The sequence below is a fragment of the Bacillus sp. V59.32b genome (assembly GCF_003429085.1).
Lineage (GTDB): Bacteria > Bacillota > Bacilli > Bacillales > DSM-1321 > Peribacillus.
Window position 1 is genome coordinate 54,844 of sequence record NZ_QVTC01000003.1, and the last position, 12,684, is coordinate 67,527.

The window sequence follows — 12,684 nt, forward strand, 5'->3', positions numbered from 1 at the left end:
AGGCGGTAGAGGTTCTAGCTACCCTCTCAAAAAAACTAAAGAAAACGGTACTGCTTTCTTAGTAGTGCTGTTTTTTTGTCGAAGGGAGTAATAGTATGTTAAAGGACGAAAAAGCTATAGTGGTTTTCAGCGGAGGACAGGACAGCACAACTTGCCTGTTTTGGGCAATGCAGCAATTTGGACATGTTACAGCGGTAACATTTAATTATAACCAACGGCATATTACTGAAATTGAATGTGCGAAAAACATTACAAAAGAGTTGGGCATCAAACATCATATCCTCGATATGAGCCTACTGAATCAGTTGGCCCCGAACGCTTTAACGCGAGAGGATATCGAAGTGAAGGATGCGGAGGACGGAGGGCTTCCTTCCACTTTTGTACCTGGGAGAAACCTATTATTCATGTCTTTTGCAGGAGTCCTTGCCAGTCAGATTGGAGCAAAGCATATTGTCACTGGAGTTTGTGAAACAGACTTCAGCGGCTATCCTGACTGCCGAGACATATTTATAAAGTCATTGAATGTTACCTTGAACCTCTCTATGGATAACCAGTTTGTTATCCACACTCCATTAATGTGGTTGAATAAAGCCCAGACATGGGAGCAGGCTGATCAACTAGGGGCATTTGATTTTGTTCGTGAAAAAACATTGACATGTTATAACGGCATTGTGGCAGATGGATGTGGAGATTGCCCAGCGTGCAAACTGCGAAAAAAAGGTCTTGATGCCTACATCTCAGAAGGAAAGGGGCTGTAAATCATGTACGGATTTCGAATCGTCGATAAAATTCAAAAATTAGGAGAGGATATCAAGGACGACCAATTAAAATACCACTCAAAGCGGGTCCTTGTCAGTAAGGAATTTACATTTGACGCAGCACACCATCTGCATAACTACGAAGGCAAATGCAAAAACCTGCACGGGCACACGTATCGTGTTATTTTTGGGATCAGTGGTTTTATTGATGACCGTGGATTAATGATTGATTTTGGTGACATTAAGGAAATCTGGAAAAATGAAATTGAAGTTTTCCTTGATCACAGATATCTGAATGAAACTCTACCGCCAATGAACACAACGGCTGAAAATATGGTTGTATGGATTTATGAAAAAATGGCAGAAGCACTGAAACAAGAAGATAGGGTAACCCAATATAACAGTGCCCGCATTGAATTTGTTAGATTGTTTGAAACTCCTACCAGTTACGCAGAAGCCAGAAGGGAGTGGATGGAGATTGAGTAAAATTCCTGTCATGGAGATTTTCGGTCCTACTATCCAAGGCGAAGGTATGGTGATCGGTCAAAAGACGATGTTTGTACGTACTGCTGGTTGTGACTATTCCTGTGCTTGGTGTGATTCTTCTTTTACATGGGATGGTACAGGAAAGGAATTAATCCGTCAGATGGAAGCAGAGGAAATTTGGAGAGAGCTAAAAGCAACTGGCGGAGACAGCTTTTCTTTTGTTACGATTTCCGGTGGCAATCCTGCTTTAATAAAAAATCTAACTGAACTAATTGCTATATTAAAAGAAAATAATATTAAAATCTGCTTGGAAACACAGGGTAGCCGGTGGCAGGAATGGTTTTATGAAATCGATGAATTAACCATTTCACCAAAACCTCCAAGTTCTAAAATGGACACCAATTTCGATTTACTTGATACTATTGTAGGCAACTTACAATCTGAAAAACAAAACTTTAGCCTTAAGGTAGTTATCTTTGACGAGCTAGATTATCAGTATGCTCGGAATGTCCATAAAAGGTATCCAAGTATTCCATTCTATCTTCAGGTTGGGAATGATAACATCACTACCAATGATAATACTAATCTGGTGGCCCACCTGATCAAAAAATATGAAGATCTGATAAACAAAGTGATAATGGACACTGAATTAAATGACGTACGAGTTCTTCCACAACTTCATACCTTTGTTTGGGGAAATAAGAGGGGAGTTTAAATCTCCTCTTTTTAAATTGAAAATTTTAAATTAAGATATCCATTTTGTTTTACAAGTCGAGAATTTAAAGTTAAATTAAAATAGAACTAATGTTCTTTTGGAAAATTCAAAGAAGGTGGGGAAAATATGAGGGTGTTATTGTATTTAGTTATAATAGTTACAGCTAATGTGGTGACGGCTGCATTTGCTCCTTTGCATCTTGGTATGTTTATTATACCAATGGGAACATTTTTTATTGGTGCAACTTTTATTTTAAGAGATCTTGTTCAAAATAAATATGGCCGTCTTAAGACTTACTTGTTTATCGCAATTGCTCTTGTTTTATCAGCAAGTCTATCATTTATGTATGGTGACACACTTCTTATCGTATTTGCGTCTGCTATTTCCTTTGCTGTGTCGGAAACTACAGATACTGAAATTTATACTAGGTTAAAATTACCAATGAGTTTGAGAGTTTTTTATAGTGGACTAGTTGGAGGATTCTTAGATTCGGTTATCTTTGTTGTAATAGGGTTAAGTCCATTGGGCGCTAATTTCTTACCTTGGGAAACTGTTCCAATGGCTATTTTAGGTCAAGTAATTGTAAAGACAATTATTCAAGGTTTAGCAGCCCTGATTATTAATCAAACGAATAATAGAAAATTGATGTCGAATTAAAATTTTAGCACTTACCAGTCAGTAAGTGCTTTTTTAGTGCACCTGGATGGGTAAAATACGTGTGAGGTACTAACGACTTTCTATATAACAATAAAATCGGAAAATAATCTGAAAAATACCTGAGAAAGCCTAATGAAAAGAGCTGATTATGTGGTCTTTATATTGCTGACGAACAATCTCAATAAAAACCTCTAAATAAGAAGGGATAGGCGAAAAATAGCATGCATTTTTTAGATCTTCACCATAAGTGGTGGTTTAATATTGATTAACGTAATAGCTCAGTTAATTTTGCAACAAATTTGATTGGAGAGGAAGGTGCGAGACTCCTGCGGGAAAAGCAGGCCAGGGAAGACCCCGGAGGCGTGCCCTTTGCCGAGGAGGCTCCCGGACTGCCCGCGGTAAGTGAGCGCCTGGAGCGGAAATCAACGGATAGTCAAATGCTTAAACCATTCTTTTGGTGAAGAATTCATTTTTTGAATAATTGTTAAATTCTGGGATCCCCTATACGTAAAAATCAGGGGTCTTTTTAATGTCCAAAACGAATCAACTATACATGCGAAAAACAGGAATTGGAACGCTAATTACCAAACAGGAGATGAAACTGGAACGAGAAACAGAATAAAAATAAACAGCACCAAACAAAGAGAGGATTATCAAATTCGATTCCTCCTTTTTTATTCCAGTTTCAGTTATTGATAGCATTGATTTTGATTTATTGGAACAATCTATGAGGGATAACTCTTTTGTCAGACGGAGGAAGTCCCTTGAGAAAATTAACGCAATCCATATATTTTGCTCTGTTGGCTGTTTTGCTTGGGGTGCATGCTATGGGCTTGAGGGCTGGTATAATGTCGGAGGCAGAGGAAGAGGTTCATGGCGTCGTACAGCAAAAATTCAAAAATCAAATTGTGGCGAACAAAATGAGCTGTTAAGAGACAGAAATGCAATACTGGGTGAAGTTGAACAATGGCAAGCAGATTCAAATTCCGGCTTATCTCTATGAAAACGTTGCCCTGGGTGAGGAAATTTTCTTCGTGAAAACGCAGGGAGGCAGTCTTTATCTCTCAAAAAACGGTTAATAGCAATAGAAAGAAGCACATGGACTAATGTTTAGCCATGTGTTTTTTAGCTTGTGCTCATTTCTTGTAGATTTGAATTTGAAATGAGAAATTGAAACGCATTTCAAAATTCACTACGAACTACACCCGTCTTTTTACCCGAAAAAACAACCATAGATATAAGTTATAGTGCTTAGGTGGTATAGACGACTGTACCTATGTGCTATACCCTTTGATTGTAAGCGATTTCAAATTAGTTGCTGCTAAAGGCAGCCTTTGATTAATTGACTCAGTAAAAAGGAGGACACATGAAGAAGAAGACGTTCATCATCACTTCTGTTTGCTCGGTTTTTCTAGGGAGCACCACGGTTTTAGCTGATGGCAGCGTGCCATTGGTTCCAACCATTGAAAAGCAGGAAAAGCGCTCGTTCATTGATTCTCAGCTGCCTCATCCGGTATTTACATGGAATACAGCCGTTTTCCCGGCGTCAAGTGTTCTTCATCCCGGCTCGGCAAGGGGAGCCGGGATGGTGGAAGCGCCGCTCCAGGCAATTGATCCGATTATACACCAGGCCATTTCAGACAAAGTCATGCCCGGTGCCGTTGCATTTGTAGCCAGAGGAGGCCGGATTGTCAAACATCAGGCCTACGGATATTCAGCCAAGTATGTCGACGGTTCCTTTTCGGAAATGGATGATCCTGTCCATATGCAGGAAAATACCATCTTTGATCTGGCGTCGATCAGCAAGCAGTTTACGTCCACAGCAGCGATGATCCTATATGAAAAAGGATCATTTCAACTCGATGACCCTGTGGCGAAATATATTCCTGAATTTGCCCAAAACGGGAAGCAGCAAGTGACGATTAGGCAGCTCTTCACCCATACTTCCGGGTTTGAACCGTGGATTCCTTTATATAACCAGGGCCATTCCAGAGAAGAGCGGATTCAGCGGGTTTTTAAGCAGCCATTAAAAAACAGGCCTGGCACCGCCTATACCTATAGCGACTTGAATATGATCACATTAGGGGCGTTAATCGAACGGTTGTCCGGGCAAAGACAGGATGCATTCGTGAAGGAGCACATCACTGAACCTTTGGGCATGAAGGATACGATGTATGATCCACCGGCTTCCTTGAAAAAACGGATCGCCGCAACTGAATACCAATCTACGCCAAACCGGGGACTGGTTTGGGGAAAAGTCCATGACGAAAACGCCTGGTCACTGGATGGAGTCGCGGGCCACGCCGGTGTTTTTTCGACTGCAACGGATCTAGCCAAGTTTGCGAATATCTTCTTAAACGAAGGCAGGTATGGGGGGAAAAGGATCCTGCAGCCAGAAACCGTGAAGCTGCTGCTGGACAATCAGAATGATGGCTTCCCTGGCAATGACCATGGACTGGGCTGGGAGCTTAACCAGGGATGGTATATGGATGCCTTATCGGATGGAATGACTTTTGGCCATACCGGTTATACAGGCACTTCCCTTGTTGTCAGCCAAACCAATAAAACGATTGCCATCCTGCTCACCAATCGTGTGCATCCAACACGAAATACGGTGTCAACCAACCAAACAAGAAGATTGTTCGCGCGGCAGGTAGCGGATTCAATCCCTGTATCGATGCCGCGTAAAGACTCTGCCTGGTTCGCGGGCTATGGGGATAAGCTAAACAGGGTCATGGAGGCGGAACTCCAATTAAAGCAGGATGCCAAACTGACTTTTGCAACATGGCATCGTCTTGAAAACTACACGGATGTTGGCTATATAGAAATCCTAAAAGATGATACATGGCAAAAACTTGCCCAGTTCACTGGCATCAGCAGCGGCTGGCAAAATGAAGAGCTGATTTTGCCAAAAGAAGCAACGCAATTACGCTTTACCTATAAAACGGATTCTTCCGTGAACGGGCGGGGATGGTATATCCAACATCCTCAAATCCAGGATGGAGATGAATCGAAAAGCAAGCTTTCTTTTACCAATAATGAATGGCAATTAAGAGACTATTAAATCTTTTGGGAGGGGAAAATATATGGGCAAATTTTTCAAGACGCTAACCCTTTCGTTACTTACATTCGGGTTAATCGTGACACAGAATCCTGTTTTAGGAACGGTAAAAGCGAAAGCGAATCCACTGGGAATTGAGGATTTAGTGATTGATCTGAATGTTCCTCAGGTCAAAAAAGAAGTGAAGGATAAAAAAATTGATTTACATGCGCTTCATGTTTATGAAGATGGACATTTTTTGCTAGCTTCAGAGGATATTGCATGGAAGTCATCCAATAAAAATGTGGCCACTGTGGATGATGACGGAGAGGTGACCCTTACAGGCCATAACGGAAAAACGTTTATCTCTGTTACTGACGGCCGCAAAAGAGATCGGATTTCCATTCAATTTAAAGGAAATCATACAGAAAAAGTGTTGATTCGAAAAGAAGAAGGTAACCGTTATGACCTGATTGGCAATGCGATCAAGCATATGTCCCTGGAAGAAAAAGTTGGACAAATGCTGATGCCTGACTTCCGAACCTGGAAAGGGCAAAATGTGACGGAGATGAAGCCTGAGATTGAACAGCTTGTGAAGGATTTTCATCTCGGCGGAGTCATTTTATTCCGTGAGAACGTGGTGACAACAGAGCAAACGACTAGGCTCGCAGATGCTTATCAGGAAGCTTCGGAAAAGTACGGGCTGCTTACGGCGATTGACCAGGAAGGCGGTGTCATTACACGCCTTCAATCTGGTACAGACATGCCAGGGAATATGGCCCTGGGAGCAACAAGGTCAGAAGAGTTGGCCGAAAAAGTTGGAACATCGATTGGGGAAGAGCTCAACGCACTGGGAATTAATATGAACCTGGCACCTGTTCTTGACGTAAACAATAACCCTGATAATCCGGTGATCGGTGTTCGTTCGTTTGGTGAAGATCCAGAGCTTGTAGCAAAATTGGGCAAAGCTTATATGAGGGGCCTTCAAGAAAGCGGAACGGCGGCAACCGCCAAGCATTTTCCAGGGCACGGCGATACTGCCGTCGATTCCCATTTAGGGCTGCCGGAAGTCCCATATGACCTTGACCGTCTGAAAAAAATAGAATTATACCCTTTCCAGCAGGCGATGGATGCCGGCGTTGATGCGGTCATGACAGCACATGTAACCTTCCCGAAAATTGATGACGGCAAGGCCATTTCCAAAAAAGACGGAAGTGAAATTTCGATTCCGGCGACGCTTTCCCATAAGGTGTTAACTGGCCTCATGCGGGAGAATATGGGATTTCAGGGAGTTATCATTACGGATGCGATGAATATGCAGGCGATCAGTGATCATTTCGGTCCTGTGGATGCGGCCATCCGCGCTGTCAAGGCCGGAACAGATATCGTATTAATGCCGGTCGGTCTTAAAGAAGTAGCAGAGGGTCTCTATCATGCAGTAAAAACAGGTGATATATCAGTTGAAAGAATTGAAAAATCCAACGAACGTATTTTAGCTCTGAAGTTAAATAGAGGCATAGTCAAGCCTGAAACAAATACAACCATCGATGACAAAGTGGCTAATGCCCTACAAGTGGTTGGTTCCGCGGAACATAAGCAAGTTGAAAAAGATACAGCTGCTAAATCTATTACTCTTGTGAAAAATAATGCCGTTCTTCCGATTAAAGCGGCAAAAGAAGATAAGATTGTCGTTGTGGGCGATTCCGGGCTGTATGTCCGTGAACTCGCAGTTCAGGTTCAAAAGCACCATGGAAATGTGACGTATATTCCTGCCTCAAAACCACTTACAGATCAGCAATTAGCCCAAATGAATGATGCAAAATATATCATTCTGGGCACATACTCAGCATCCGTTGCAGGCAGGTCGCCAGGCAGCAATCAAATGAAGCTCGCGAATCAGGTCATTGAGCAAGCCGATGCACCAGTTATCGGAGTAGCTATCAGAAATCCTTATGATATCATGGCCTATCCAAATGTGGACGCCTATCTTGCCCAGTATGGATTCCGGACAGCAAGCTTTGAAGCAACGGCCAACACCATCTTTGGTGAGAATAACCCTGCCGGCAAACTTCCGGTGACCATCTATCATCCATCTGGCAGCGTGTTATACGGGTTCGGGCAAGGATTAGGATATTAAAAATGATTTAAATCGCTGTAAATATTGAACTTTTTACAATGAATGAACAAATTGGTTGTAGTTCTTTATTGCCAAGCAGGCTAAACAGGCTTTCTAGCTGGTAAGCCAAAATTAAGTGAAGGACAAACAAGAATTAGTCGGACACGGAATGTCGTTCATAAGGGTAATGAAGACCCAAATGGATGCATGCGGCGCGGAAAGGTCCATCATCAGGGCGATGAAGGCCCAAAATCGCGTCCATTCGACACCGAAACGTCCTTCATAAGAGTGATAAAAGGACAAAAATGAGTCATTTCAACATAGAAATATTATTCATGCACACGTAAAGAGTTCGCATTTTGTAATAGAGACCCCTGAATTTCTGATTATTACATGCAAAATAGAATGTTTTACAATGGTTTTGATTTGATTGGACAAAATTCGGCAAATAAAAGGGAACAAAAAGTCGGCGAATAATATTGAAGGAGGGGTTCTTTTGAAGAAGTTGCTAACGGGTATAATTGCCCTGGTGCTGGTTTTATCAACCTTTACTGCAGTGATTGCTGGAAACGATAAAGGGAAAAAGAAAGAGAAATTCCGTCTGGGCGTGGAGGTTTTATTAGAGGATCAGATCGATTTAATTAAAAATAAGCGCGTAGGGCTGATCACCAACCCGACGGGAGTGGATCAACAGCTGACCAGTATCGCAGACTTGCTTTATAATCATCCCGATGTGAAACTGACAGCCTTATATGGCCCGGAACATGGAGTCCGTGGGAGTGCGCAGGCTGGCCAATATGTGGAAAAATATACCGACGAAAAAACCGGGCTCCCGGTATACAGCCTTTATGGAAAAACCAAGAAACCGACAGCGGAAATGCTGAAGGATGTGGATGTGCTCGTATTCGATATCCAGGATGTCGGCGCACGTTTTTACACCTATATATACACGATGGCGCTGGCAATGGAAGCGGCAAAAGAGAACGATATTCCAATGATTGTGCTGGACCGTCCAAATCCGATTGGCGGCGCCAATGTCGAAGGGCCCGTTCTTGAAGATAAATACTCTTCCTTCGTTGGAGAATATCCAATTCCTGTCCGCCACGGGATGACGGCAGGGGAACTTGCGAACCTATTTAATAAGGAGTTTGGCATCGGCACTGATTTAACGGTTGTGAAAATGGATGGGTGGAAACGCAACAAGTATTACGACGACACTCCATTACAATTCATTCCGCCGTCTCCAAACATGCCAACTCTGGATACAGCGCTCGTCTATCCGGGGACGTGTCTGATTGAAGGAACAAACGTGTCCGAGGGAAGGGGAACGACGAGACCTTTCGAATTAATCGGTGCGCCATTTATTAATGGAGCGGATCTTGCAGAGAAGCTGAATTCTTATCATTTGCCTGGAGTGACATTCAGGGACGCGTCCTTTACCCCGACGTTTTCGAAATATGCGAACCAGTTAAGCCACGGCATTCAAGTTCATGTAACAGACCGAAGAATCTATAAGCCTTTTGAGACGGGATTATATATTGTAAAAACCATCCATGATATGTATCCTGCTCAATTCCAATTCAGAACACCTGGCAGCAACGGAATTTCCTATTTCGACAATCTTGTCGGCAATGGCTCCGTCCGGGCAGGCATCGAGGCCGGCAAGTCGGTAACAGAGCTGGAAGCTGCATGGCAGGATGACCTCGATAAATTTATGGATGTCCGCGAAAAGTATTTAATGTACAAATAGCCGGGGCACAGAGAGATATCCCGCAATTTGCAGGAATTCATGACGAAACGAGAGACGCTTTCGGGAAAATTTAAACTATCCGTAAAAGCATGAAATGGCAGTAGATTTCAGAATGAAGAAATCTTACTGCTTTTTCATTTTGATCACCTAATGGGTGAGTTATCGAAATAAATGGGTGCATTGATCCAAGAAGAATTTGTGATAAGTTCAAGCATGAATTTGAACGTTCTTTTATCATGTTGTATATTCTCTTATAGGTAAATCGTTTAAAGCAATCTAAAGAATTATTATTTGATTATTATCTTCAAGAGAAAGGAATCCTTAGGGAAAAAAGGGTATTGATCAGGTAAGCTTCCTAAATACGGCCGTAGCAATGAGATGAAAATAAGTTGAAAAAAATCATTTTTCTTTGCATACATAGAGAGGAATTACATCTAATGAAAATAATAAAAATATCCGATAAAAATTTTGATCATTTGCGTGAGATTTTACAAAAAGAAATGAACATAGTGGAACTGCAATATAAGAAATACAGCAATATTGCCATGAATTATGAAGAATATCATGACAAAGAGAATTTGACGGTGCAACAGGCGGAAAAATATATGAATGACTATTTAGAAACCTATCATAAGACGAATCAGTTAATCTTGGAGATTAATAAGCAATAATGTTCGGTTTGGGCGAATTAGTCTTGTTGATGATTCATTAGGATATAGATCAGGAGTTGTGGGGGAGAAGAACCTGATGATTCCATGTTCGTTTTAGGGGCCTATATAGGTGAAGAGAATAAGCTGTGTTCTGAAGTCTCCCGGGGTCATACCATTAAACCCAACAGGCTGTTAATCTAATCTGATGATTCCAGTGATGTAGTTGGGAGAGGTTACTTAATAAATCGTGATTATAATCTCCCAAGGATTAGAAGTAGGATAGAGCATTTATTTAAAAATTAGAAAGGAAAATTGGGATAAGACCATTAGTGCAAGCAGCAAATATGCATTTGTAGAGTTCAAAGAGAGCCGTGATTTCTTCTGCTAACCGGGCACGTTAGTTGAACAAGTTATAATTGAATAGTTTAAAGTTATAGAGCATTTCTCGTAATGAGGAATGCTTTTTATCTTGTCTGACATTAAAAGGATATTTATATAACAATAAAATTATGATTAAAATCGATAATATTTTATTGTGAAACGATAAATAATGTGTTAAATTCAAATTGACGATAAATATGTGAGGTGCTTTTTATGAAACGAGGAACAACACTCTTTTTAAAGATAGCTGTTATTCTTATTGGAATCCCAGTTCTTGCTTTGTGTATTTTTTTGGTGCCTGAGATTGCGAATTTTGCAGCAGAATTGTATCCGGATATTGCTTATATGAAATATCTCGTTTTAATCGATTTGTACGCAGCGGCGATACCTTTCTACTTTGCTCTGTATCAAGCCTTTATACTTCTAAGCTATATTGACAAGAATAAAGCTTTCTCGGAATTATCTGTAAGAGCTTTAAAGAACATAAAATACTGTGCAATCACAATCAGTATCTTGTTGGTGGCAGGCATGCCACTCTTCTATCTCGTGGCAGAGAGAGACGACGCCCCAGGTATCATATTAATCGGACTGGTCATTATTTTTGCTTCCATGGTGATTGGCGTCTTTGCTGCTGTTCTTCAAAAGCTTTTAAAAGAAGCCATCGATATAAAATCAGAAAATGATTTAACGGTCTGAGGTGAAAACAATGGCGATTATAATCAATATTGATGTGATGCTGGCGAAAAGGAAAATGAGCGTAACGGAACTTTCGGAAAAGGTTGGAATCACAATGGCGAATCTTTCTATATTGAAAAATGGAAAGGCAAAAGCGATTCGATTATCAACTCTAGAGGCGATTTGTAAGGCTTTAGAATGTCAGCCGGGAGATATTTTAGAATATAAAAATGACGAAGACACTCAAGATTATTAAAATAGGACTGTTTTGCACTGAAAGGAACAGAAAGATTTCATAAAAGGGGAGTTACCATGAATTTAACCTTTCAAAAGCCGCCAATCATGAGAGCACTAACGCAACTCGTTCGTTTTGGTTGGGAGCAGGCTCTATCATGTTTGTTTCCTGTCGTTATTTTTGCCTCTTTGGCTTTTACACAATTCATGCCACTTCCCTTCCTGCCACGGTATGACTGGCTGCTCATCATCTGCCTTCTGATGCAGTGGTGGATGGTGCGTTCCGGGCTTGAAACACGGGATGAATTAAAGGTTATCACATTGTTCCACCTTATTGGGCTTGCTCTTGAACTTTTCAAGGTGCATATGGGCTCCTGGTCTTATCCAGAGGAGGGATATTTCAAAATTTTTGGAGTGCCTTTGTATAGCGGATTTATGTATGCAAGCGTAGCGAGTTATCTTTGCCAGGCGTGGAGGAGGTTAAAGGTTGAACTGGTTAAGTGGCCGCCGTTTTTGGTAGTTGTTCCTCTTGCAGCTGCGATTTATATGAACTTTTTCACCCACCATTATTGGATTGATGTTCGTTGGTGGTTATCTGGACTTGTAATTATCGTCTTTTGGCAAACATGGGTTACATACGAGGTGGATGGAACTCGTTATCGTATGCCACTCGCGCTTTCTTTTGTACTCATCGGATTTTTTATATGGATAGCCGAAAATATCGCCACGTTCTTTGGAGCTTGGGAATATCCAAACCAAACCGATGCATGGAGTCTCGTTCATCTAGGAAAGGTGAGTTCATGGCTCTTATTAGTGATTGTTAGCTTTCTTATAGTAGCGACGTTAAAGCAGGTTAAGGGGGAAAATGCCACTAGGATAGAAGCTGGTCAATCTTTATAACTGTTAAGAAACCTCTATTTAAAAAGTCGGATTCTTAGCATAGTAAGGAATTGGACTTTTTTTAGGTTAAAGTTCTCCTAACGTACAAAATTCCGAATAAGATAAATTGGAAAAAGCAATGTTCGAATTGTTGCTTTTTTCTTTATAAATAGCTTTTGATAATACTGCCGGAAGGCATTTATAAAATATTCACTTAAACTTTAGGGTGAGTTAGTCAAAGATCTTGCTGGTTCCGGATCAACCCCCGTATTTTGGACAGAAGCTCTCTTATTCTCTTGTTTACTCACTTTTTCTTTTTTATTCTTCTTACGATTATGCAGGC

At 41.2% G+C, this 12,684-nt stretch carries 14 protein-coding genes and 1 riboswitch; all 14 genes read left to right on the top strand.

The genetic code is table 11. The annotated features are described in order from the left end of the window. Nucleotides 1-2: 2 nt before the first annotated feature. Nucleotides 3-45, top strand: a riboswitch (PreQ1 riboswitch). Between the two features lie 50 nt (nucleotides 46-95). The 14 genes from queC to D0463_RS00690 all read left to right on the top strand — a co-directional run bounded on the left by queC (nucleotide 96) and on the right by D0463_RS00690 (nucleotide 12,362). Continuing rightward, nucleotides 96-758 (top strand): 7-cyano-7-deazaguanine synthase QueC, encoded by a 663-nt coding sequence (queC, locus tag D0463_RS00640; protein WP_117303959.1) that lies wholly within the window; start codon nucleotides 96-98, stop codon nucleotides 756-758. A 3-nt stretch (nucleotides 759-761) separates the two neighbouring features. Continuing rightward, nucleotides 762-1,244, top strand: coding sequence for a 6-carboxytetrahydropterin synthase QueD (gene queD / locus D0463_RS00645; RefSeq protein ID WP_117303962.1), 483 nt, complete (start codon nucleotides 762-764; stop codon nucleotides 1,242-1,244). Then, nucleotides 1,237-1,959, top strand: a complete 723-nt coding sequence (queE, locus tag D0463_RS00650; RefSeq protein WP_117303964.1) for a 7-carboxy-7-deazaguanine synthase QueE — start codon at nucleotides 1,237-1,239, stop codon at nucleotides 1,957-1,959. Before queD ends, queE begins: the two co-directional genes overlap by 8 nt. A 126-nt stretch (nucleotides 1,960-2,085) precedes the next feature. After that, on the top strand, nucleotides 2,086-2,616 hold the full coding sequence (locus D0463_RS00655) for a VUT family protein (RefSeq protein ID WP_117303966.1): 531 nt from the start codon (nucleotides 2,086-2,088) through the stop codon (nucleotides 2,614-2,616). Nucleotides 2,617-3,380: 764 nt separating this feature from the next. Then, nucleotides 3,381-3,548: a hypothetical protein gene (locus tag D0463_RS19240; protein WP_160118331.1), complete on the top strand. Its 168-nt coding sequence runs from the start codon at nucleotides 3,381-3,383 to the stop codon at nucleotides 3,546-3,548. 9 nt (nucleotides 3,549-3,557) lie between these two features. Next, nucleotides 3,558-3,695 carry a hypothetical protein gene (locus D0463_RS19245; RefSeq protein WP_160118332.1) on the top strand — a complete coding sequence of 46 codons (138 nt, stop codon included), beginning with the start codon at nucleotides 3,558-3,560 and terminating at the stop codon, nucleotides 3,693-3,695. A gap of 287 nt (nucleotides 3,696-3,982) precedes the next feature. Continuing rightward, on the top strand, nucleotides 3,983-5,680 hold the full coding sequence (locus D0463_RS00660) for a serine hydrolase domain-containing protein (RefSeq protein ID WP_117303968.1): 1,698 nt from the start codon (nucleotides 3,983-3,985) through the stop codon (nucleotides 5,678-5,680). Nucleotides 5,681-5,702: 22 nt separating this feature from the next. Then, nucleotides 5,703-7,793, top strand: coding sequence for a glycoside hydrolase family 3 protein (locus tag D0463_RS00665; protein WP_117303970.1), 2,091 nt, complete (start codon nucleotides 5,703-5,705; stop codon nucleotides 7,791-7,793). A 115-nt stretch (nucleotides 7,794-7,908) separates the two neighbouring features. Next, on the top strand, nucleotides 7,909-8,058 hold the full coding sequence (locus tag D0463_RS19250) for a hypothetical protein (RefSeq protein ID WP_160118333.1): 150 nt from the start codon (nucleotides 7,909-7,911) through the stop codon (nucleotides 8,056-8,058). A 210-nt stretch (nucleotides 8,059-8,268) separates the two neighbouring features. Further along, a complete protein-coding gene (locus D0463_RS00670) occupies nucleotides 8,269-9,522 on the top strand; it encodes an exo-beta-N-acetylmuramidase NamZ family protein (protein WP_117303972.1) in 1,254 nt (417 codons plus the stop codon). Between the two features lie 437 nt (nucleotides 9,523-9,959). After that, a complete protein-coding gene (locus D0463_RS00675; RefSeq protein ID WP_117303974.1) occupies nucleotides 9,960-10,193 on the top strand; it encodes a hypothetical protein in 234 nt (77 codons plus the stop codon). Nucleotides 10,194-10,766: 573 nt separating this feature from the next. Beyond that, nucleotides 10,767-11,249, top strand: coding sequence for a DUF2975 domain-containing protein (locus D0463_RS00680; protein WP_117303977.1), 483 nt, complete (start codon nucleotides 10,767-10,769; stop codon nucleotides 11,247-11,249). 10 nt (nucleotides 11,250-11,259) lie between these two features. Continuing rightward, entirely contained in the window at nucleotides 11,260-11,484 is a 225-nt protein-coding gene (locus D0463_RS00685; RefSeq protein WP_117303979.1) for a helix-turn-helix domain-containing protein, read from the top strand. Nucleotides 11,485-11,570: 86 nt separating this feature from the next. Further along, nucleotides 11,571-12,362, top strand: coding sequence for a DUF817 domain-containing protein (locus D0463_RS00690; RefSeq protein ID WP_117304021.1), 792 nt, complete (start codon nucleotides 11,571-11,573; stop codon nucleotides 12,360-12,362). Nucleotides 12,363-12,684 lie beyond the last annotated feature (322 nt).

Bases quoted from the DNA above. Each gene is read 5' to 3' on its own strand.
- D0463_RS00680 (WP_117303977.1), top strand. From the start codon at position 10,767: ATGAAACGAGGAACAACACTCTTTTTAAAGATAGCTGTTATTCTTATT.
- D0463_RS00675 (WP_117303974.1), top strand. From the start codon at position 9,960: ATGAAAATAATAAAAATATCCGATAAAAATTTTGATCATTTGCGTGAG.
- D0463_RS00685 (WP_117303979.1), top strand. From the start codon at position 11,260: ATGGCGATTATAATCAATATTGATGTGATGCTGGCGAAAAGGAAAATG.
- queD (WP_117303962.1), top strand. From the start codon at position 762: ATGTACGGATTTCGAATCGTCGATAAAATTCAAAAATTAGGAGAGGAT.
- D0463_RS19245 (WP_160118332.1), top strand. From the start codon at position 3,558: ATGCAATACTGGGTGAAGTTGAACAATGGCAAGCAGATTCAAATTCCG.
- D0463_RS00665 (WP_117303970.1), top strand. From the start codon at position 5,703: ATGGGCAAATTTTTCAAGACGCTAACCCTTTCGTTACTTACATTCGGG.
- D0463_RS00690 (WP_117304021.1), top strand. From the start codon at position 11,571: ATGAGAGCACTAACGCAACTCGTTCGTTTTGGTTGGGAGCAGGCTCTA.
- D0463_RS00655 (WP_117303966.1), top strand. From the start codon at position 2,086: ATGAGGGTGTTATTGTATTTAGTTATAATAGTTACAGCTAATGTGGTG.
- D0463_RS00660 (WP_117303968.1), top strand. From the start codon at position 3,983: ATGAAGAAGAAGACGTTCATCATCACTTCTGTTTGCTCGGTTTTTCTA.
- queC (WP_117303959.1), top strand. From the start codon at position 96: ATGTTAAAGGACGAAAAAGCTATAGTGGTTTTCAGCGGAGGACAGGAC.